This is a genomic window from Nocardia aurantia, assembly GCF_009604425.1.
In the GTDB taxonomy this organism is placed as follows: Bacteria; Actinomycetota; Actinomycetes; order Mycobacteriales; family Mycobacteriaceae; genus Nocardia; species Nocardia aurantia.
On record NZ_WEGI01000010.1, the window covers coordinates 246,169 to 267,275 of the forward strand.

A 21,107-nucleotide genomic window follows, 5' to 3' on the forward strand; every position below is an offset into this window, starting at 1 on the left:
TTCGTCCCAGTGTGGAGGAGGATCCGTGGCTCCGTCGTCGCAGCCGGATGTCGTCGTCGTCGGAGCCGGGCTGGCCGGCCTCGTCGCGACCTACGAGCTGACCCGGGCCGGGCGGAAGGTGCTCGTGCTCGACCAGGAGAATCGCAACAACCTCGGTGGCCAGGCCTTCTGGTCCCTGGGCGGGCTGTTCTTCGTGGACAGCCCCGAGCAGCGGCGGGTCGGCGTGAAGGACTCCTTCGAGCTGGCCTGGCAGGACTGGCAGGGTTCGGCAGGCTTCGACCGTGACGACGAGGATCACTGGGCCCGGCAGTGGGCGCGGGCCTACGTCGAGTTCGCGGCCACCGAGAAACGGCAGTACCTGCACGATCTCGGCCTGCGGGTGACGCCGCTGGTGGGCTGGGCCGAGCGCGGCGGTGGCGCGGCCGACGGCCACGGCAACTCCGTGCCCCGCTTCCATCTGACCTGGGGGACCGGGCCCGAGGTGGTCCGGGTGTTCCTGGAACCGGTGCTGGCGGCCGAGCGGCGCGGGCTGGTCGAATTCGCGTTCCGGCACCGGGTGGACGAACTGATCGTCGAGGACGGCGCGGTCGCCGGCGTGCGCGGCGGCGTACTGGAACCCACCGACCTGGAGCGCGGCCACGCCTCGTCGCGAACGATGGTGGGAGAGTTCGAGATCCGGGCTCCGGCGACGATCGTGACCTCCGGCGGCATCGGCCACAACCACGACCTGATCCGGAAGAACTGGCCTGCCGACCGGCTCGGACCCTGCCCGGAGACGATGATCTCGGGCGTGCCCGCCCATGTCGACGGCCGGATGCTCGGCATCACCGAGGCCGCCGGGGGCCGGATCGTGAACCGGGATCGCATGTGGCACTACACGGAAGGCATCCACAACTGGGATCCGATCTGGCCCGACCACGCCATCCGGATCATCCCCGGTCCGTCCTCGCTGTGGTTCGATGCCAACGGAAAGCGCTTGGCCGCACCGTGTTTCCCGGGTTTCGACACCAATGCGACGATGCGCGAAATCCTTTCGACCGGCTACGACTACTCGTGGTTCGTCCTGAACCAGTCGATCATCGCGAAGGAGTTCGCGCTGTCGGGATCCGAGCAGAATCCCGACATCACCGGCAAGGATCTCAAGTTCACCCTGCGCAGCCGGGTCGCCAAGGGCGCTCCCGGCCCGGTGGAGGCGTTCAAACAGCACGGAGTGGACTTCGTCGTCGCCGATTCGCTGCCCGAGCTGATCGCGGGGATGAACAAGATCGCGCGTGGTCCGCAGCTGGATGTCGCGGCGATCGAACGGCAGATCGTCGCCCGCGATCGCGAGGTGACCAACAAGTTCTCCAAGGACGCGCAGCTGATGGCGATCACCAATGCCCGCCGCTCGCTGGGCGAGAAGCTGCGGGTCGTCCCGCCGCACCGGATCCTCGATCCGGCGCACGGCCCGCTGATCGGGGTGCGGCTCAACATCCTGACCCGAAAGACGCTGGGCGGCCTGCAGACCGACCTCGACTCCCGCGTGATCCGCGCCGACGGCGAGCCGTTCCCCGGCCTGTACGCCGCCGGTGAGGTCGCCGGTTTCGGCGGCGGCGGGGTGCACGGATACAACGCGCTGGAGGGCACATTCCTCGGCGGTTGCATCTTCTCCGGCCGGGCCGCCGGGCGAGCGGCGGCGCGGACTCCGCGCTGAGGGTCCTGCGTTGTCGTGCGGTCCGCGACGAAATCTGTCGGTGGTCCGTGAGAAGGTGCTGAAGTGCGTACCATGACCACCGCCGGCGCCCGCCGGACCGCCCTCGCCGCACAGGGTTTCGCCGCGGCGCATCCCGCCACGGTGAATCGCCGTGTCCTGCAACGAGTTCTGGAGCGAACCCAGCTGTTGCAACTGGATTCGGTGGCCGCGGTGGTGCGGGCGCACTACGCGCCGGTCTTCAGCCGCGTCGGCGGCTACGACCGGGGCCTGCTCGACGAACTGGCCTGGAGCCACGACTCGCGTCGGCCGCGCCGGCTCGTGGAGTACTGGGCCCACGAGGCGGCGCTGATCCCGGTCGAGGATTGGCCGTTGATGCGCTGGCGGATGGCCCACTACCGGCACGGCCGGTGGGGCGGAGCGAAGCGGGTGCTGGAACACAGTCCCCGGTTGCCGAAGGACGTGCTCGAGGTGATCGGCGAGTTCGGGGCCAGCACCGCCGGTGAGGTGGAGAAACATCTGGAGCTCGATCGTCCGCGCAGCAAGGATCATTGGGGCTGGAACTACAGCGACACCAAGGTGGTGTGCGAGCTGTTGTTCGCCACCGGAGAGCTGTCGGTCGACAAACGCGTCGGCTTCCAGCGCTACTACGACCTCACCGAGCGGGTGCTGCCACCCGAGGCCCTGGCCCGTGAGGTGGACGAGCCGGACGCCGTCCGGGAACTCGTGCGCCGCGCGGCCGACGCGCTCGGCGTCGCCACCGAACCCGATCTGCGTGACTACTACCGGCTCCGGCGCGAGCAGACCGCGCCTGCGATCGCCGACCTGGTCGACGCGGGCGAGCTGGAACCCGTGCAGGTCGCCGGGTGGGACCGGCTCGCCTACCTGCGGCCCGGTGCGCGCACGCCCCGCGCGGTCACGGGTTCGGCGCTGCTGTGCCCGTTCGACCCGCTGATCTTCTACCGCCCCCGCACCGAGCGCATCTTCGACTTCCACTACCGCATCGAGATCTACACACCGGAACCCAAACGGGTACACGGGTATTACGTCTTCCCGTTCCTGCTGGACGGTGAACTCGTCGGCCGCGTCGATCTGCGGGCCGAACGCGCCACCGGCCGTCTGCTGGTCCCCGCAGCCTTCGCCGAACCCGGACGCGACGATCCCCGCGTCGCGTCCGAGCTGGCCGCGGCACTGCGCGCCATGGCGGATTGGCTGGAGCTGGACCATGTGGTGGTCGGGGAACGCGGCAACCTCGCCGCCGAACTCGCCCGCGCCGCAGGGTGATTCGGCCGTGCCCGGATGAGTTCGATGGGCGAACGGCCGGAAGTGGCTCAGCGGCAACAGGACTGAGGTAGGTGTGTCAGCCTGTGGGATGGGGTGAGCGCTAGCCGAAGCGGCGGTCGGCGGAGATGCCGGCCATCTCGTGGGCCAGGCCGAAACCCAGGTCCTGGACGAGGCGGCGCTTCCACGGGCGCTGGGCGACGGCGTGGGTGAACCGCCGGGCGGCGCGCGGCTGGCGCATGATGGTGCGCGCGATCTCCCAGGCGCGGGGCAGCAGATCCGGCAGCGGCAGAACCTCGTTCACGAGACCGAGTTCGAGAGCGGTCGGCGCATCGATCGGGTCCGCGGTGTACAGGTGGTAGGCGGCGCGTTTGGTGCCGAGCGTCTCCTGCAGGGTGAGCTGTAGTCCGTCTCCGGGCACGACCCCGGAGGGGAAGTGCGGGTCCAGGATGGTGGCGTGCTCGGCGGCCAGGGTGATGTCGCACAGCAGGGCGAACTCGGTGTGCGCCGGGCTCGGGCCGTTGAGCGCCGCGATGGTGGGGATGTCGATGCCGAAGACCATGTTCTCCAGCAGTTTGATCGCGTCGTAATAGGTGTGCTCGTAGGCGAAGTCCGGCGGCGGGGCCATGGGCATCAGCTCGCCGAGGTCGCGGTCCTCCGGCGCCAGATCGTCGGTGGCGATCCACTGGTCGCCGGTGCCGGTCAGGATCAGCACCTCGTTGTCGGGATCGTTGCCGATCTCCTGCCACGCCTGCCCCCAGGCGTTGTGCGCCGCGAAGCCGAACTGCGCGGGCCCGCCGTCGGTGTGCATGCGCAACTCCAGGATTCCGTCCTCCCGGGTCATCGCGAAGTGATCGGCGTACTTCCGTGAGTACTCCTCGAAGCGCGGTCGCGCGACGAATCCGCCGACCGTGGCGTGCCAGTCGGTCAGGTCCTTCGGCATGGGGTTCCTCTCGATCGATTACTATTCGGAGCGGTGCTCCGAACTATACGGAGCACCGCTCCGGAACGCAACGGGAAAGGTGTGTGCGCCATCGACGCGTCTACCGAACCGCGCCGGGCCCGCCGGTCCGACGCCCTGGACAACCGCGCCCGGCTGCTGGAGACCGCCCGCGAGGTGTTCGCCGAACACGGCGTCGACGCGTCCCTGCGGGACGTCGCCCGCCGGGCCGGCGTGGGCATCGGCACTCTCTACCGGCACTTCCCGGACCGCCAGGCGCTGCTGGAGGCGCTGTTCGCGGACGCGCTGCACGACCTGAGCGAAACGGCGCGGCACCTGCTCGCCGACCCGTCGCCGGGTGCGGCCCTGATCGCGTGGCTGACCCGGCTCGCCACCGGATCCCTGACCTACCGCGGGCTGCCCACCTCCGTGCTCGCCGCCGTCCACGACGAGGGCTCGGCCCTGCACGCGGCCTGCGTCGAGATGACCGCCGGGATCGACGCCCTCGTCGACCGGGCCCGGCAGTCCGGCGTGCTGCGTGACGGGACGACCTCCGGGGACCTGCTCGCACTCGCGGCCGGGATCGCCGTCGCGGCCGAATACGTCCCCGGTCGACCGGAGTTGATCGAGCGATTGGTGACGCTGGCCGCTGCCGGATTCGTACTGCCTCCGGTCTGATGTAGTCACCGAGGGGTCGTCGCCCTCGGTGCCGGCTCAATCCAGGGCGGCGATCTCCTCGACCCAGGCGGTGAGGCCGGCGCGGAAACCGGCGAGTTCGCCGGGGGTCAGGCGCCGGACCGCGCGGGCCAGGGGGGCCGAGCGGCGGTCGAGGAATTTCGTGACCGTCCGGCGGTGTTCCGGCGCCACGGTCAGGAGGGTGCGGCGGTGGTCGGCCGGGTCGGACTCGCGGTGCAGCCAGCCCGCCCGGGTCAGGTCGCCGGCGAGCTGACTGGCGTTCGTGAGACCGAGGCTCAGCTGCCGCGCCACGTCGCCGACGCTGACGGGCCCGGAGGACAGCACGAACGACAGCACCGCGCCGTGTCGCGGGCCCAGGCCCGCCGATTCGAACAGCTGTTGCAGTTCGGGCGGCATATCGCTGTGGGCTCGCCGCAGGTATGCCGACAGCAGCGGTACCAGCGATCGGAACTCCGCGATGTCGTCCGCGTCGGCCACGCGCTACCTCCTGTCGAAACGGTCTTGACAGCATCAGCATACAAGTTCAGACTTCTGAACTATTCATAAATCTGAACTATTGGGGTGATCGTGATGACCACTGCGGAGCGCGCAGGGTCCCGGATCTGGCCGTCGCTGCTGCGGGCACTCGCCGTCGTCGTCGCACTCGACGGGCTCGCGCAGGCGGTGTTCGCCGGCAGGCTGCTCGCGGGCAGCTACGACGGGCTGGATTCGCATATGCTCAACGGCATCGTGCTGGCAGTCGGAATCCTCACCGAGACAATCGCTTTCGCTGTCGCGTGGCGATTCGGGGGCGGCGCGGCGCGGCCGGTCCTCATCGGCCTCGGTCTCATCGCGCTGACGGCGATCCAGATGACGACCGGGACCCGATCGATCGTCGCCGTGCATGTGCCGGTGGGGGTTCTGCTCATCGGTGGTCTGCTGGGGCAGGTCGGGCAGACATGGCGGGAACCGGCCGGAGCGCGGGCATGAGCGACGGCGAGTCGCGGGCCGGCGCCCGGGCGGCCGGTCCCGGTGGCGACCCGGTCGAAGCCGGCGGTATCGGCAAGAATCGGGGAACCCCTGGGGCGCTTCGACTGTCGCGGCGCGGGATGCTGCGCGGGGCGGCGGTATCGGTGGTGGCCGGCGCGCTGGGCGCGTGGGAGTGGTACGCGGACACACCCGCCGACCGGGTCCATCTGACCAGCGACGCACGGCTACCCGAGCCGTTCACCCTTCCGCTGGTGCTGCCGCCGGTGCTCGCACCGGTCGCGCGGGACGAGACGACCGACTACTACCGGATCGTCCAGCGAGCGACGAATATCACTGTGCTGCCGGGATATTCGACGCCGATGTGGACCTACGGCGGAAGCTTTCCGGGGCCGACGGTGATATCGGCGCGTGACCGCCGGACGGTGGTCACCCACCGCAACGAGTTGCCCGTGCCGGTCGTCGTGCATCTGCACGGTGGGCATGTGCCCGGGGACTCCGACGGTTACCCGACCGACCTGCTGTACCCGGTGGGCACATCGAATCCGGCCGATATGCCGGACATGGCGGGCGATTCGCGGGTGAGCGGCGTGCCGGGCCGGGCGGGTGGATCGGATCCGGCGACCGTGCCCGAGGCGGCAGGCGGATCCGGTATGGCGGGTATCCGCGCGGGTGCGGACGGCCCGGATCACGCGGGTATGCGCATGGAACGAGATGCTCTGGCGCACATCATGATCGGTGAGCGCGACTACGTCTATCCGGCCGGGCAGCCCGCCGCGGCGCTGTGGTACCACGATCACCGGATGGACTTCACCGGTGCCGCGGTCTGGCGCGGGCTCGCGGGTTTCCACCTGGTCACCGACGAGGCCGAGCGTCGGCTCGGGCTCCCTGCCGGAGCACGCGATCTGCCACTCATGCTGGCCGACCGGGCATTCGATGCCACCGGCGCCCTGAAATATCCGGCGGCCGACCCCTCGGGCCTGCACACCGCCGGAGTGACGGGCAAGTTCACCCGTGGTGCGCTCGGCGACGTGATCCTGGTCAACGGGGTGCCCTGGCCCGAACATCGCGTGAGCACCGCGAAATACCGGCTCCGGCTGCTCAACGGCTCCAATGCCCGGGTCTATCGGTTGCGTATCGACATGCCGCGTGGCGACGGTCATTTCGTGCAGATCGGTTCCGACGGCGGGCTGCTGGACCGGCCACAGCGGGTCGGCGAACTGACCATCGCGCCCGGCGAGCGATACGACGTGATCGTCGACTTCACCGGCTGCGCGGTCGGGGACCGGGTGACCGTCCACAACGACCTCGGAACCGGAACCACCGACCGCGTCATGCGTTTCGCGGTCACCGACCGGGTCGCGGACACCACGGTGATCCCCGACGTGCTCACCGAATCCGCCACGCCCGCACCGGGTTCGGCCGCGGTCACGCGCACGTTCCGATTCGCTCGCCGCGATGCCGGAAGCCCGCACGGCTGGATGATCAACGGCCGCGCCTATTCTCCGTCCGAGCCGATCGCCCGGCCGCGGCTGGGCGACACCGAGATCTGGCGGCTGGTCACCGATCTCGATCATCCGATTCACCTGCACCTCAACCAGTTCCGGGTGCTGTCCCGCAACGGCGGGCCACCGCGCCCGGCCGACGCGGGCTGGAAGGACACCCTCTATCTGGAGGCCGCCCAGATCGCCGAGATCGCGGTGCGTTTCACCGACTTCCCGGGCCGCTACGTCCTGCACTGCCACAACCTGGAGCACGAGGACATGTCGATGATGGCGACCTTCACCACCCGCACCTGACTCGATCGGCGAGATTCGGTTCGCACCCCTTTCGTGCCGAATTTCCTGGCTGCGGAACGGGGCTCGGTGCTACCGTCGCGGCATGGCGCGAATCGGGATGGGGCGCAGTGGGGTTGGCCGGATGGTTGCCGGCCTCGCGGTGCTCGCGTCGGTGCTGAGCGGGTGCGCGGGCAGTACCCCGCCGGTCCCGCAGGGGTCCCAGGCGCCCGTGACCCCGGCCGCCTGGCCGCCTGCCGGTGGTCGCGGGCCGTGCGCGGTGAGCAAGCAGGAGAACGTCCCGGCGGCCATGCGCGACGGGGTGGTGCTGAAGGCCGACGTGTACCGGCCGCAGACCGGCGACAAGGTGCCGGTGATCCTCATGCGCACCCAGTACGGCAAGGCCGCCGCGCAGATCCAGCCGTACCGCTACCAGTCGCCGGACTGGTTCGCGTCGCACTGCTATCTCGTTGTCGTGCAGGATATTCGAGGCCAAGGAGCGTCCGGCGGCACCTTCGCCGAATTCGCCAACGACGGCGCCGACGGCTACGACACAGTCGAATGGGCGGCGGCGTTGCCCGGCACCAACGGCAAGGTCGGCATGTACGGCTCGTCCTATGTCGGGGCCACCCAGTGGCTCGCGGCCACTGCCACCCCGCCGCACCTGACCACCATCGTGCCCGCGAACACCTCCTCCGACTACTACGACGGCTGGACCTACGACGGCGGCGAATTCCGGCTGGCGTTCGTCGAACCGTGGGCGATGGGGACCATCGGCGCGAGCGCGGCCACCAACCGCGGCGACACCGCCACCGCGAAACAGCTGGAGGCCGACACCGCCCAGGCCACCCGCTGGCTGAATTACCGTCCGTACCAGCAGTTTCCGCCGATGCATCCGGGTGATCCGGCGGTCGCGCCGTGGTATTTCGACTGGATCCGGCATTCCGCCCGCGACGACTACTGGAAGCAGTGGAGCATCCGGGACCGGTATGCGAACGTGCACGTCCCGGTGCTCGATATCGAGGGCTGGTACGACGCCTTCCTCGCCGGGGGTATCGAGAACTTCACCGGTATGGTGCAGCACGGCGGCACCCCGGAGGCCCGCGCCGATCAGCGCCTGGTGATCGGTCCCTGGGACCACATCGGCTGGGGCCGAGCCGATACCGGGCTGTCCACGCCGTTGCTGGCGTCGGCCGGAGCAGCCGGCGACAGTCCCGTGAACGATCTCATGCTGAAGTGGTTCGACCACTTCCTGAAGGGCGTGGACAACAAGGTCGCCACTGGTAAGCCGGTCGTCGACTACTTCCTGCGTGGCTCGAACACCTGGAAGACCGCCGACGCGTGGCCGCTGCCGGGCACCCGATCCACCAGTTACTACCTCTCCGGCTCGGGGTCACCGGCGGTCATGGGGCGCGCCGGGGCGTTGACCACCACCGCGCCGACGGCGCCGCAGCCGCCGGACACCTATTACTACGACCCCCAGAACCCCGTTCCGAGCGCGGGCGGGCACTCCTGCTGCGCGTCGGCCAGTGGCCCGCAGGGGCCCTACGACCAAGGCGTCGTCGAACAGCGCAGTGACGTGCTCACCTACACCACCGCGGCGATGGCCGCCGATACCGAGGTCACCGGGCCGATCTCGGTGACCCTGTGGGCCGCGTCGACGGCGATCGACACCGACTTCACGGCGAAGCTGGTCGCGGTGGCCCCGGACGGCGGCACCGAGAATCTGAACAACGGCATCCTGCGCACGGCGTTCCGGGACGGCCTCGAGCGTCCGACGCCGATCGAGCCGAATCGCCCGTACCAGTACACGATCCGGATCTGGCCGACGAGTTACCTGGTGAAGGCGGGTTACCGGCTGCGGCTGGAGATCTCGAGCAGCGACTTCCCGCAGTACGCGCCGAATCCCAACACCGGCGAACCGTTCGGGCAGAGCGCGAACGTGCTCGGCGCGACCCAGACCATCCTGCACGATGCCGACCATCCGTCCGCGATCGTGTTGCCGATCGTCCCCGCCGGTCCGGGAGGCGACGACGATTTCCCGTTGGCGCACTGACACTTCCGGATCCGCGCGATGCCGCGGTCAGGCGGGCGCGGTGGTCGGTTCCTCCTCGGGCCGCGGCAGTTCGGCCGCTTCGGCGTCCCGCCCCCATCGGCCGGCCAGCCAGGCGCAGGTGAGTAGTTGGATCTGATGGAAGATCATGAGCGGCAACACGATCAGGCCCACGGGGTGTCCCGCGAACAACACCGTCGCCATCGGCAGGCCGGTGGCCAGGCTCTTCTTGGAGCCGCAGAAGGTGATGACGATGCGATCCGGCCAGGAGAACCCGAGCAGCCGCCCGGCGGTGGTGGTGATGCCCAGGACCACCGACAGCATGATCGCGCACACCAGCGCGACCGCCAGGATCCGCCAGACCGACAGCCCGTGCCAGATGTGCTCGGTCATGCTCGCGCTGAACGCCGAGTAGACGACCAGGTAGATGGAACCGCGGTCGACCGTCTTGGTCACCGACTTGTGCCGCATCAACCAGCCCAGCCAGGGGCGCAGCGCTTGGCCGACGAAGAACGGCACCAGCAGCTGCACCACGATGGTCAGCACCTGCCCGCCGGAGACGTGCACGTCGCCGGTGGTGTGCATCAGCAGCACGACCAGCAGCGGCGTCACGAACACGCCGAGCAGATTCGACAGCGACGCGCTGACCACCGCGCCGGCGACGTTCCCGCGCGCCACCGAGGTGAACGCGATCGAGGACTGCACGGTGGACGGCAGCAGGCACAGGTACAGCACGCCGGTGTACAGGTCGTCGGTGAGCACCGAGGGAACCAGGATGCGCAGCGCCAGCCCGATCAGCGGGAACAGCAGATAGGTCGCGGCCAGCACGGTGGTGTGCAACCGCCAGTGCCGCAGGCCGTCGAGCGCCTCCCGCGGCTGCAGGCGGGCGCCGTACAGGAAGAACAACAGCGCGATCGCGATCTTCGTCGCCCAGTCCAGCACGTCGGCGGCCGCGCCGGACGCGGGCAGGAGCGCGCCGACCGCCAGGCTGGCCAGGATGCCGAGCATGAACGGTTCGATGCGGAGCTTCGCGAGCAGATTCACCCGAGTACGGTATGCCGGGAGCAACTGATCGAGGAAGTCGTTCGAAGCGATAACTCTGAACGACTATCATGATGAATATGTTCGATCCCGAGTTGCTGCGCACTTTTCTGGCAGTCGAACGGGCGGGGGGATTCACCGCCGCGGGCCGGCTGCTGGGTCTGCGGCAGTCCACGGTGAGCGGGCAGGTGGCCCGGTTGGAGCAGGCCGCCGGGCGGGAACTGTTCCGCCGCGACACCCGCAATCTGGCCCTCACCGCCGACGGCGCCGCCATGGTCGGTTTCGCGCGCACCATCCTGGAGGCCCAGGAGCAGGCCGAGCGGCACTTCACCGGATCCCGGCCGACCGGGCTGATCCGGCTGGGCGCCTCCGACGACGTGGTGGGCCGCGAACTGCCCGACGTCCTGCTGGAATTCCAGCGCACCCACCCCGGGGTCGATCTGGAGCTGACCGTCGGCCTCAGCGAGAACCTCAAGACCCGGATGGCGGCGGGCGAGCTGGACCTGATGGTGGGCAAGCGGCTGCCCGGCGAGCAGCACGGCGAGTTGCTGTGGCGGGACCGGCTGGTGTGGGCCGGTCGTCGCGGCGCGACCGGTTTCGAGGATCCGGTGCCGCTGGTGACCTATCCGCCGCCGAGCCTCACCCGGCTCACCGCGCTGCGCGCGTTGGAACGTGCGGGCCGGCCGTGGCGGGTGACCTGTGTCAGCGACAGTCAGCTGGGCCTGCGGGCCGCGGTGCTGGCCGGGCTCGGTGTGATCGTGCACGCCGAAAGCCTGCTTCCCGCAGACGTTTTCGCGGTCGACGATCCGGGTCTGCCCTCGCTCGGGGAGCTGGAATTCGTCCTGGTCCGGCGGCACCGCGTCCCGACCGATCCGGAGCGGGCGCTGTGCGAGGCGATCGCGGCCGGCGCGGGGCGGGTGCGCGCGAGCGTGGCCGGCGGTCGGGTGGCGTCGGCTGTCGGTGCCGATCGTTAACCTGGTTGCCGTGGCAGATCCCGCGACCTACCGGCCCGCACCGGGCACGATCCCCGTCGACCCCGGCGTCTACAAATTCCGGGACGCACGCGGGCAGGTGATCTATGTCGGCAAGGCGAAGAGTCTGCGCAGCCGCCTGAATTCCTATTTCGCGGACATCTCCGCACTGCATCCGCGCACCCGCCAGATGGTCACCTCCGCCGCCTCGGTGGAGTGGACCGTGGTGTCCACCGAGGTGGAAGCGCTTCAGCTGGAATACAACTGGATCAAGGAGTTCGATCCGCGGTTCAACGTCCGGTACCGCGACGACAAGACCTACCCCATGCTCGCGGTGAGCATGAACGAGGAATATCCGCGCGTATTCGTCTACCGGGGCGCGCGCAAGAAGGGTGTCCGCTATTTCGGCCCGTACGCGCACGCCTGGGCCATCCGCGAGACGGTCGACCTGCTGCTGCGGGTGTTTCCCGTGCGCACCTGTTCCGCCGGAGTCTTCAAGCGGCACAACCAGATCGGCCGTCCCTGCCTGCTCGGCTACATCGACAAATGCTCGGCGCCGTGCATCGGCCGGGTCAGCGCGGCGGAGCATCGCCGCATCGCCGAGGACTTCTGCGACTTCCTCTCCGGCAAGACCGATCGTATGGTCCGCGACCTCGAGCGCCGCATGCAGGCCGCGGCCGAGGACCTCGACTTCGAATCCGCCGCCCGCCTGCGTGACGACGTCCAAGCGCTGAAGCGCGCCCTGGAGAAGCAGGCGGTCGTGCTCGGCACCGGCACCGACGCCGACGTGATCGCCTTCGCCACCGACGAACTCGAGGCCGCGGTACAGATCTTCCACGTGCGCGACGGCCGCGTGCGCGGCCAGCGCGGCTGGGTGGTCGACAAATCGGGCGACGCGCTCGACATGAGCTGGTCCGGGACCACGGGCGACGAGCCCGAGGCCCCAGCCGCAGAGTCGGAAACCGCCGGTCGGGACGTGTCGATAGGGGAGGCCGGGCCTGCTGCGGCAGTGCGCGATCGGACCGCCCCGGAGGTCGGCGTTCCCGGTCGGACCGGCCCGACCGCCCCCGGGGACGCGCCGGCAGCGGAGCCTGCGCAGGCTGGGCCTGCCACGGTGGTTTCCCAGCAGACTGGTGCCGAGGTCATTGTCGCTGGGCAGGCTGGTGCCGAGAGCGGCACCGCCGGACAGGTCGGTTCCGAGGTTGCCGAACAGGTCGGGTCCGGAGTCGGCCTTGCCGGGCAGGCCGGCACGGAAACAGATCTTGCCGGGCAGGTGGGTCCGGAGGCGGCTGCTGCGGAGGCCAATGCCTCGGCGATAGGCATTGGGGGACAGGAGGTTTCGCGGACGGACGCGGTCGGGCAGACCGCTGCCGAGTCGGCGGAGCCGGCGCGGGCGGGTACCGCCGAACTGGCGGCGCTGGTGGAGCAGTTCCTCACCCAGTTCTACGGCGAGCAGGCCGCGCTGGTCGACGACGACTCGGCCGAACAGGGGGAGAGCCCGGCCACGGTGGTGCCGCGCGAGGTGCTGGTTCCGGCGCTGCCCGCCGATTCGGCCCAGTTGCAGGACTGGTTGTCGCGGCTGCGCGGCGCGGGCGTGCACCTGCGGGTGCCGCAGCGCGGCGACAAGAAGGCGCTGATGGAGACCGTGCAGCGCAACGCGATGGAGGCGCTGGCCCAGCACAAGCTCAAGCGCGCCGGCGATCTGACCGCCAGATCGGCCGCGCTGCAAGGTATTCAGGACGCGCTCGAACTCGACAGCGCGCCCCTGCGCATCGAATGTGTCGACATCAGCCACGTGCAGGGCACCGATGTGGTCGCCTCGCTGGTGGTGTTCGAGGACGGTCTGGCCCGCAAGTCCGAGTACCGGCACTACACCATCAAGGAGGCGGCCGGCGGCGGCCGTTCCGACGACGTGGCGAGCATCGCCGAGGTCACCCGGCGGCGGTTCGCGCGGCTGCGGCGCGACCTCGACACGCTCGAAGCCGAACACGTCGATGATCCGTCCGCGCTGCCCGGGATCGACCCGAAGACGGGCAAGCCGCGCAAATTCTCCTATCCGCCGAATCTGTACGTGGTCGACGGTGGCGCGCCGCAGGTCAACGCCGCTTCCGAGGTGCTCGACGAACTCGGCATCACCGACGTCGCGGTGATCGGCCTGGCGAAGCGGCTGGAGGAGGTGTGGGTGCCGAACGAGCCCGATCCGGTGATCATGCCGCGCAACAGCGAGTCCCTCTACCTGCTGCAACGCGTCCGGGACGAGGCGCACCGGTTCGCCATCACCTTCCATCGCAGCAAACGGTCGCGGCGGATGACGGCGTCGGTGCTGGACGAGGTGCCCGGCCTCGGGGAATCGCGGCGCACCGCACTGGTCACTCATTTCGGCTCGGTCGCGCGGCTCAAGGACGCTACGGTGGAGCAGATCACGGAGGTGCCCGGCATCGGCGTGGCGACGGCGAAGGCGGTCCTGTCCGCCCTCAACGGGGAGCTGTCGGCCCGCAACGCGGAGTAGCGCGGCGCACCCGGTGTGTTTTCCAGCAGGTTGATGTTTCCGGCAGGTTGATACGGTGACGGCCCCGTTGCCCGGCCGCGTGGATCGAACACGTGACCGGGTCGGGGTGCGAGGATGTTCGGGACGACACGCCCGGGGCAATCCCAGGCGTGCACGGCGCGGCGAGAATCGGCAACAGTGACAGGCAGGGACGGATCCGGTAGGACATGACAAGCGTCGAATCGAGCAGCAGTGCCGTGGACCGCGGGTCCCCGGCTGGCCGGTCCCAACCGGTCGTGAATGCCGACCGGCCGGTCGAGGTGGTGATCGTGACCGGGCTGTCGGGCGCGGGGCGCGGTACCGCGGCCCGGGTCCTGGAGGATCTGGGCTGGTACGTCGCCGACAACCTGCCCCCCGATCTGATCGGCCGGATGGTCGAGCTGGGGCAGTCGGCCGATCCGCCCATCCGCAAGTTCGCCCTGGTGATGGACGTGCGCAGCCGGTTCTTCACCGGCGATCTGTCGGCGGTACTCGAACAACTGCGGGGCGCCGGGGTGCGGACCCGGGTGCTGTTCCTGGAGGCCTCCGACGATGTGCTGATCCGCCGGTTCGGCTTCGCGCGGCGGCGGCATCCGTTGCAGAGCGAGAGCGCCGACGGCACGTTGTCGGCGGGCCTGGCCGCCGAGCGGACCAGGCTGGCGTCGGTGAAGACGGCCGCCGACGTGGTGATCGACACGACCGCGCTGTCCGTGCATCAGCTGCATCGCAAACTGGAGGAGGCGTACGGCGACGGCACGCCCACCGCGCTGCAGCTCACAATCCAATCGTTCGGTTTCAAGTACGGAGTACCACTGGACGCCGACATGGTGTTTGATGTGCGTTTCCTGCCCAATCCGCATTGGGTACCGGAACTGCGTGAACTCACCGGACAGGACGCCGTGGTCAGTGAATACGTGCTGTCCCGTCCGGGCGCCGACGACTATCTGCGGACCTGCCGTCATCTGCTGGATCTGACGACCGACGGGTACCGCCAAGAGGGGAAGCGATACATGACCGTGGCAGTGGGCTGCACGGGCGGTAAGCACCGCAGCGTGGCGCTCGCGGAGGCGCTCGGCGAGCTGCTGGGTGCGGCCGGCGACGCCGGGCCCGCCGATGTGGTGCGGGTGGTACATCGGGATCTGGGGCGCGAATGACCGATCGGAACGAGACCGCGGCGGACGATCCCGCCGGCGGGCCGGCCCTGGTCGCGCTCGGCGGGGGGCACGGGCTGTATGCCACCCTGACCGCCGCGCGACGGCTGACCAGGGAGATCACCGCGGTCGTGACGGTCGCCGACGACGGCGGCTCGTCCGGCCGGCTGCGCGCCGAGCTGGGCATGCTGCCGCCCGGCGACCTGCGGATGGCGCTGGCGGCGCTCGCCGACGACACCGAGGGGCTGTGGGCCCGGACCATGCAGCATCGCTTCGGCGGCACCGGCGCGCTGGCCGGGCATTCGGTGGGCAACCTGATCCTGGCCGGCCTGACCGACGTGCTCGGCGATCCGGTGGCCGCGCTGGACGAGGCGGCCCGCCTGCTGGGCTGCACCGGCCGGGTGCTGCCGATGTCGCCGACGCCGCTGATCATCGAGGCCGACGTGTCCGGCCTGGAGGCCGATCCGCGGGTCAGCCGGTGCATCCGCGGGCAGGTGGCGGTCGCGACCACGCCGGGCAAGGTGCGGCGGGTGCGGTTGATCCCGTCCGATCCGCCGGCCATTCCGCAGGCCACCGCCGCCATCGCGCGCGCCGATGTGGTTGTGCTGGGCCCGGGTTCGTGGTTCACGAGTGTGATCCCGCATGTGCTGGTGCCCGAATTGCACGACGCGCTGGTGCACACTCGCGCCCGAAAAATCCTGGTACTCAACCTCGCCGCGGAACCGGGGGAGACAGCCGGATTCTCCGCGGAGCGGCATCTGCATGTATTGTCCCAGCACGCACCGGATTTCGCGGTTGATCAGGTCGTGGTGGACGCCGGCAACGTACCGGCGGGTAGGGAACGCGAACATGTGGCAAGAGCTGCCGAACAGCTGCGTGCGCGAGTAACCTTTGCCGATGTCGCCGAGGCTGGGACGGACCGGCACCACCCCGGAAAGCTAGCCGCCGCACTGGATCAGGTGATCGGGCTACCCCGGTCGGACAAGTCAGAGCTTCGAGTCGAAGGACGGCACATGGGCCGGCACGTGCAGTCGGCGTCGGGTGGAAAGGAGCGGGTCTCGTGGCGATGACAGCCGAGGTGAAAGACGAGCTGAGCCGCCTCAGCGTGTCGCAGGTGAGTTCGCGCAAGGCCGAGCTCTCGGCCCTATTGCGCTTCGCCGGCGGCCTGCACATCGTCGGCGGCCGGGTGATCGTCGAAGCCGAGGTGGACATGGGATCCATCGCGCGCCGGTTGCGCCGGGAGATCTTCGAGCTGTACGGCTACGGCTCGGACGTGCACGTGCTGGGTGCGGGTGGTTTGCGCAAGACATCCCGGTACGTGGTGCGGGTGTCCAAGGAGGGCGAGGCGCTGGCCCGCCAGACCGGGCTGCTCGACGTGCGCGGCCGGCCGGTCCGCGGGCTGCCCGCACAGGTGGTCGGCGGCAGCATCGCCGACGCCGAAGCCGCTTGGCGCGGAGCGTTTCTCGCGCACGGATCGCTCACCGAGCCGGGCCGCTCGTCGGCCCTCGAGGTCAGCTGCCCCGGCCCGGAGGCCGCGCTGGCCCTCGTGGGCGCGGCCCGGCGCCTGGGTATCTCGGCGAAGGCGCGCGAGGTGCGCGGCACCGACCGCGTGGTGGTGCGCGACGGCGAGGCGATCGGCGCGCTGCTGACCCGGATGGGCGCCCAGGACACGCGTCTGACCTGGGAGGAGCGGCGGATGCGCCGCGAGGTGCGGGCCACCGCCAACCGGCTGGCCAATTTCGACGACGCCAATCTGCGGCGCTCGGCGCGGGCCGCGGTGGCCGCCGCCGCGCGGGTCGAACGCGCACTGGAGATTCTCGGCGACGATGTGCCGGACCATCTGGCCGCCGCCGGCCGGCTGCGGGTGCTGCACCGGCAGGCGTCGCTGGAGGAGCTGGGCCAGCTGGCCGAGCCGCCGATGACGAAGGACGCTGTCGCGGGCCGCATTCGCCGGCTGCTGTCCATGGCCGACCGGCGGGCCAAGGAACTCGGTATTCCCGATACCGAGTCGGCGGTGACCGCCGAGTTGCTGGAAGACGCCTGACAATTCGGGCGAGCGTACCGACCGGCAGGTGACCGTTATTCGATCGTGACCTGTCCGCTGGTGGCTGTTCACAGTGACCAGGGGCATGTCAGTGATGCAAAAGCCGGGCATTAGGGTGGGATTGGCAACGCAACGAATCCGCTTGAAAGCTGAGGAGCGAAAACGTGACTGTCCGGGTTGGGATCAACGGCTTCGGCCGTATCGGGCGAAACTTCTTCAGGGCGGTCGAGGCGCAGAAAGCCCTCGGCACGACGGACATCGAGATCGTCGCCGTCAACGACCTGACCGACAACGCCACGCTGGCGACGCTGCTCAAGTACGACTCGATCCTGGGCCGCCTGCCGCAGGATGTCTCGCTGGACGGCGACGACACCATCGTCGTCGGTGACCAGCGGATCACCGCGCTGGCCATCAAGGAGGGCCCGTCGGCGCTGCCGTGGGGCGACCTGGGCGTGGACGTCGTCGTCGAGTCCACCGGTATCTTCACCAACGCCGCGAAGGCCAAGGGCCACCTGTCCGCGGGCGCCAAGAAGGTCATCATCTCCGCGCCGGCCACCGACGAGGACATCACCATCGTGATGGGCGTCAACCACGAGAAGTACGACGGCAGCCAGAACATCATCTCCAATGCCTCCTGCACCACCAACTGCCTCGGTCCGCTGGCCAAGGTGCTGAACGACGAGTTCGGCATCGTCAAGGGCCTGATGACCACGATTCACGCGTACACCCAGGATCAGAACCTGCAGGACGGCCCGCACAAGGATCTGCGCCGCGCCCGTGCCGCCGCGCTGAACATCGTGCCGACCAGCACCGGCGCCGCGAAGGCGATCGGCCTGGTGCTGCCGGAGCTCAACGGCAAGCTCGACGGCTACTCGCTGCGGGTGCCGATCCCCACGGGCTCGATCACCGACCTCACCGCGGACCTGGCCAAGAAGGCGTCGGTCGCGGATATCAACGCCGCGTTCAAGGCCGCCGCCGAGGGCCCGCTGAAGGGCATCCTGAAGTACAGCACCGATCCGATCGTCTCCAGCGACATCGTGACCGATCCGCACTCGTCGATCTTCGACGCGCCGCTGACCAAGGTCATCGACGATCAGGTCAAGGTGTACTCCTGGTACGACAACGAGTGGGGCTACTCCAACCGCCTGGCCGACCTCATCGGTCTCGTCGGCAAGTCGCTGTAGTCGTCATGGCGGTGAAGACACTTCAGGATCTGCTGGCCGAGGGGGTCGAGGGCCGGGGCGTGCTGGTGCGCTCCGACCTGAACGTCCCCCTCGACAACGGCGTGATCACCGACGCGGGCCGGATCGTGGCCTCCGCGCCGACCATCGCGGCGCTGGCCGAGGCCGGCGCCAAGGTGATCGTCACGGCCCACCTGGGCCGTCCGAAGGGCGAGCCCGACCCGAAGCTGTCGCTGGCCCCGGTGGCCGCGCGGCTGGCGGAGGAGCTGGGCCGCAACGTGCAGCTCGCCGGCGACGTGGTGGGTCAGGACGCGCTCGCGCGGTCCGAGGGCCTCACCGACGGTGACGTGCTGCTGCTGGAGAACATCCGGTTCGATCCGCGCGAGACCAGCAAGGACGAGGCCGAGCGGGGCAAACTCGCCGCCGCGCTGGTCGAGCTGGTCGGCGACGACGGCGCGTTCGTGTCCGACGGCTTCGGTGTCGTGCACCGGAAGCAGGCGTCGGTGTACGACGTCGCGAAACTGCTGCCGCACTACGCCGGCAGCCTGGTCGCGGCCGAGGTCGAGGTGCTGCGCAAGCTGACCAGCGATACCGAGCGGCCGTACGCGGTCGTGCTGGGCGGCTCGAAGGTGTCGGACAAGCTGGCGGTCATCGAGGCGCTCGCGCCGAAGGTCGACACGCTGGTCATCGGCGGCGGCATGTGCTTCACCTTCCTTGCGGCCCAAGGGCTTCCGGTCGGCGGCTCGCTGTTGCAGGCGGAGATGGTCGACACCTGCAAGAAGCTGCTGGACACCTACGCCGATGTCATCCACCTGCCGTGGGACATCGTGGTGGCGGACGAGTTCGCCGCCGACGCGGAGTCGAAGGTGGTGCCCGCCAACGAGATTCCCGAGGGCTGGTCCGGCCTGGACATCGGTCCCGAATCGGTGTCCCGGTTCGGTGCGCTGCTGACCGAGGCGCGGACGATCTTCTGGAACGGCCCGATGGGTGTGTTCGAGTTCGAGAAGTTCGCCGCCGGTACCCGCGGCGTGGCCGAGGCCATCGTGAAGGCCACCGAGAAGGGCGCTTTCACCGTGGTCGGCGGTGGCGACTCGGCCGCGGCCGTGCGCACGCTGGGCCTGCCCGAGGACGGCTTCTCGCACATCTCCACCGGTGGCGGCGCCTCGCTGGAATATCTGGAGGGCAAGGAACTGCCCGGCATCGCGATTCTGGAGGACTGACGGGTGGCACGCAAGCCCTTGATCGCCGGCAACTGGAAGATGAACCTCAATCATCTCGAGGCCATCGCTCTGGTGCAGAAGATCGCATTCGCGTTGCCGGACAAGTATTTCGACAAGGTGGATGTCACGGTGATCCCGCCGTTCACCGACATCCGCAGCGTGCAGACGCTGGTGGAGGGCGACCGGCTGCGCATCACCTTCGGTGCGCAGGACGTGTCGGTGCACAACTCCGGCGCCTACACCGGGGAGATCAGCGCTCCGATGCTCGCGAAGCTCGGCTGCTCGTTCGTGGTGGTCGGTCACTCGGAGCGCCGCCAGTACCACAACGAGGACGATGCGATCGTGCTCGCCAAGGCCAAGCAGGTGCTGAAGAACGGGATGACCCCCATCGTCTGCATCGGTGAGGGCCTCGGTGTCCGGGAGGCGCAGACCCACGTCGCCTACAACCTGGAACAGTTGCGCGGCTCCCTGAAGGGCCTGAGCCCGGAGGAGGTGTCGAAGACCGTGATCGCCTACGAGCCGGTCTGGGCGATCGGCACCGGTCGCGTGGCGACCCCCGCCGACGCGCAGGAGGTGTGCGGCGCACTGCGCAAGGAGCTCACCGACCTGGTCGGCGCGGAGGTGGCAGGCGGTGTCCGCATCCTCTACGGCGGCTCGGTGAACGCGAAGAACGTCGGCGAACTGGTCGCGCAGACCGATATCGACGGCGCGCTCGTCGGCGGCGCGTCGCTGAAGGGCGACGAGTTCGCCACCCTCTCGGCGATCGCCGCGGGCGGCCCGCTGCCCTGAGCGACAGCATGTTTCGGAGACGGCCCGGCACTCGTGAAGTGCCGGGCCGTGTCCGTTCCGGGGCCCGGCGGAATTCCGTACCGTGACGATGGATCCCTGGCGGGCCGGGTAGAGTTCCGCAGCGGCAGCGCGACGGCCCGATCGGAAAGCGAGCATGGTTCAGCAGGCACAGGGTACGGCCGGCGGGCGGTCGCCGGAGGACATGCCGGCCTGGCAACTGGCCCGGCGGCGCCAGATCATCGACGCCGCCCTCGCCGCCCTGGCCGATTCGGAGTACGAGCAGGTCCAGATCCGCGATGTCGCCCAGTCGGCGGGCGTCGCGCTGGGCACCCTCTACCGCTACTTCTCCTCCAAGGAGCATCTGTACGCCGCGGTCCTGCAATCCTGGGCGGAACCCGCGAGCCGCTCGTTCGACGCCCGGTCGGCCGGACTCGATCCGGTGGAACGGATCCGGGTGCGGATGCGCCGGGTGATCCGCGCGTTCGAGCGGCAGCCGCGGCTGTACAAGGTGCAGGTGTCGCTGCAGAGCACCGCCGATCCGCAGGCCCGCGCGCTGCTCTCCGACTTCGGCCGCACCGCGCAGGGCTGGCTGACCGCCGATTTCGCCGCCCTCGGCCCCGGCCACGACCGGGACACCGCGGCCATGTTGTGGTCGGTGATCAGCACCATGTTGTCGGACGCGGTGATCCACGGTGGGCGGCCGATGGCCGACGTGTACCGGCTGGCCGACCGCTTCATCGATCTGGTCGAACCACGCCTGCGCGCCGCGCTCGGCTAGCGCG

The 21,107-nt window shown here is 69.6% G+C and carries 18 protein-coding genes; 15 read left to right on the forward strand and 3 right to left on the reverse strand.

What is annotated here, in order from left to right:
* Positions 1–25: 25 nt before the first annotated feature.
* Positions 26–1,693: an FAD-binding dehydrogenase gene (locus NRB56_RS23335; RefSeq protein WP_319943410.1), complete on the forward strand. Its 1,668-nt coding sequence runs from the start codon at positions 26–28 to the stop codon at positions 1,691–1,693.
* Positions 1,694–1,756: 63 nt separating this feature from the next.
* Positions 1,757–2,974 carry a winged helix-turn-helix domain-containing protein gene (locus NRB56_RS23340; protein ID WP_319943411.1) on the forward strand — a complete coding sequence of 406 codons (1,218 nt, stop codon included), beginning with the start codon at positions 1,757–1,759 and terminating at the stop codon, positions 2,972–2,974.
* Positions 2,975–3,074: 100 nt separating this feature from the next.
* Here the strand turns inward: NRB56_RS23340 and NRB56_RS23345 are convergent, their stop codons facing one another.
* Complete coding sequence (locus NRB56_RS23345; protein ID WP_153345625.1) at positions 3,075–3,914, reverse strand: enoyl-CoA hydratase/isomerase family protein; 840 nt, start codon at positions 3,912–3,914, stop codon at positions 3,075–3,077.
* 33 nt (positions 3,915–3,947) lie between these two features.
* Here NRB56_RS23345 and NRB56_RS23350 point away from each other — a divergent pair, with 33 nt between their 5' ends.
* Entirely contained in the window at positions 3,948–4,589 is a 642-nt protein-coding gene (locus NRB56_RS23350; protein WP_319943412.1) for a TetR/AcrR family transcriptional regulator, read from the forward strand.
* A 36-nt stretch (positions 4,590–4,625) separates the two neighbouring features.
* Here NRB56_RS23350 and NRB56_RS39815 read toward each other — a convergent pair whose 3' ends face one another.
* The gene (locus NRB56_RS39815; protein WP_319943413.1) at positions 4,626–5,084 is read right to left on the reverse strand and encodes a MarR family winged helix-turn-helix transcriptional regulator; all 459 of its coding nucleotides are present in this window, start codon (positions 5,082–5,084) and stop codon (positions 4,626–4,628) included.
* Positions 5,085–5,177: 93 nt separating this feature from the next.
* On the opposite strand from NRB56_RS39815, the gene NRB56_RS23360 reads away from it, so the two are divergent.
* From NRB56_RS23360 to NRB56_RS23370, 3 genes are all read left to right on the forward strand, one after another.
* Positions 5,178–5,576: a hypothetical protein gene (locus NRB56_RS23360; RefSeq protein ID WP_153345627.1), complete on the forward strand. Its 399-nt coding sequence runs from the start codon at positions 5,178–5,180 to the stop codon at positions 5,574–5,576.
* Positions 5,573–7,372, forward strand: a complete 1,800-nt coding sequence (locus tag NRB56_RS23365; protein WP_227838227.1) for a multicopper oxidase family protein — start codon at positions 5,573–5,575, stop codon at positions 7,370–7,372. Before NRB56_RS23360 ends, NRB56_RS23365 begins: the two co-directional genes overlap by 4 nt.
* Positions 7,373–7,454: 82 nt before the next feature.
* Complete coding sequence (locus tag NRB56_RS23370) at positions 7,455–9,404, forward strand: CocE/NonD family hydrolase (RefSeq protein ID WP_227838229.1); 1,950 nt, start codon at positions 7,455–7,457, stop codon at positions 9,402–9,404.
* Between the two features lie 27 nt (positions 9,405–9,431).
* On the opposite strand, the gene NRB56_RS23375 is transcribed toward NRB56_RS23370, so the two are convergent.
* Positions 9,432–10,445 carry a bile acid:sodium symporter family protein gene (locus NRB56_RS23375; protein WP_319943414.1) on the reverse strand — a complete coding sequence of 338 codons (1,014 nt, stop codon included), beginning with the start codon at positions 10,443–10,445 and terminating at the stop codon, positions 9,432–9,434.
* Positions 10,446–10,516: 71 nt separating this feature from the next.
* Here NRB56_RS23375 and NRB56_RS23380 point away from each other — a divergent pair, with 71 nt between their 5' ends.
* The 9 genes from NRB56_RS23380 (at position 10,517) to NRB56_RS23420 (ending at position 21,103) form a co-directional block, all read left to right on the forward strand.
* Positions 10,517–11,416, forward strand: a complete 900-nt coding sequence (locus tag NRB56_RS23380; RefSeq protein WP_227838292.1) for a LysR substrate-binding domain-containing protein — start codon at positions 10,517–10,519, stop codon at positions 11,414–11,416.
* Positions 11,417–11,426: 10 nt separating this feature from the next.
* A complete protein-coding gene (uvrC, locus tag NRB56_RS23385) occupies positions 11,427–13,922 on the forward strand; it encodes an excinuclease ABC subunit UvrC (RefSeq protein ID WP_319943415.1) in 2,496 nt (831 codons plus the stop codon).
* A gap of 206 nt (positions 13,923–14,128) precedes the next feature.
* Entirely contained in the window at positions 14,129–15,094 is a 966-nt protein-coding gene (gene rapZ, locus NRB56_RS23390) for an RNase adapter RapZ (RefSeq protein WP_153345631.1), read from the forward strand.
* Positions 15,091–16,161 carry a gluconeogenesis factor YvcK family protein gene (locus tag NRB56_RS23395; protein ID WP_153345633.1) on the forward strand — a complete coding sequence of 357 codons (1,071 nt, stop codon included), beginning with the start codon at positions 15,091–15,093 and terminating at the stop codon, positions 16,159–16,161. Before rapZ ends, NRB56_RS23395 begins: the two co-directional genes overlap by 4 nt.
* Entirely contained in the window at positions 16,152–17,135 is a 984-nt protein-coding gene (whiA, locus tag NRB56_RS23400) for a DNA-binding protein WhiA (RefSeq protein WP_019926973.1), read from the forward strand. The genes NRB56_RS23395 and whiA overlap by 10 nt, the downstream gene beginning before the upstream one ends.
* A 164-nt stretch (positions 17,136–17,299) precedes the next feature.
* Positions 17,300–18,319 (forward strand): type I glyceraldehyde-3-phosphate dehydrogenase, encoded by a 1,020-nt coding sequence (gene gap, locus NRB56_RS23405; protein WP_319943416.1) that lies wholly within the window; start codon positions 17,300–17,302, stop codon positions 18,317–18,319.
* A 5-nt stretch (positions 18,320–18,324) separates the two neighbouring features.
* Positions 18,325–19,536, forward strand: coding sequence for a phosphoglycerate kinase (locus NRB56_RS23410; protein ID WP_153345637.1), 1,212 nt, complete (start codon positions 18,325–18,327; stop codon positions 19,534–19,536).
* A gap of 3 nt (positions 19,537–19,539) precedes the next feature.
* On the forward strand, positions 19,540–20,325 hold the full coding sequence (gene tpiA / locus NRB56_RS23415; protein ID WP_319943417.1) for a triose-phosphate isomerase: 786 nt from the start codon (positions 19,540–19,542) through the stop codon (positions 20,323–20,325).
* A gap of 154 nt (positions 20,326–20,479) precedes the next feature.
* A complete protein-coding gene (locus NRB56_RS23420; protein WP_153345639.1) occupies positions 20,480–21,103 on the forward strand; it encodes a TetR/AcrR family transcriptional regulator in 624 nt (207 codons plus the stop codon).
* Positions 21,104–21,107 lie beyond the last annotated feature (4 nt).

What these genes read in the sequence shown, in the direction of transcription:
- NRB56_RS23345 (WP_153345625.1), bottom strand. Translation starts at nt 3,914, where the DNA reads ATGCCGAAGGACCTGACCGACTGGCACGCCACGGTCGGCGGATTCGTC.
- NRB56_RS23410 (WP_153345637.1), top strand. Translation starts at nt 18,325, where the DNA reads ATGGCGGTGAAGACACTTCAGGATCTGCTGGCCGAGGGGGTCGAGGGC.
- NRB56_RS23365 (WP_227838227.1), top strand. Translation starts at nt 5,573, where the DNA reads ATGAGCGACGGCGAGTCGCGGGCCGGCGCCCGGGCGGCCGGTCCCGGT.
- rapZ (WP_153345631.1), top strand. Translation starts at nt 14,129, where the DNA reads ATGACAAGCGTCGAATCGAGCAGCAGTGCCGTGGACCGCGGGTCCCCG.
- NRB56_RS23395 (WP_153345633.1), top strand. Translation starts at nt 15,091, where the DNA reads ATGACCGATCGGAACGAGACCGCGGCGGACGATCCCGCCGGCGGGCCG.
- NRB56_RS23420 (WP_153345639.1), top strand. Translation starts at nt 20,480, where the DNA reads ATGGTTCAGCAGGCACAGGGTACGGCCGGCGGGCGGTCGCCGGAGGAC.
- NRB56_RS23360 (WP_153345627.1), top strand. Translation starts at nt 5,178, where the DNA reads ATGACCACTGCGGAGCGCGCAGGGTCCCGGATCTGGCCGTCGCTGCTG.
- NRB56_RS23380 (WP_227838292.1), top strand. Translation starts at nt 10,517, where the DNA reads ATGAATATGTTCGATCCCGAGTTGCTGCGCACTTTTCTGGCAGTCGAA.
- NRB56_RS23370 (WP_227838229.1), top strand. Translation starts at nt 7,455, where the DNA reads ATGGCGCGAATCGGGATGGGGCGCAGTGGGGTTGGCCGGATGGTTGCC.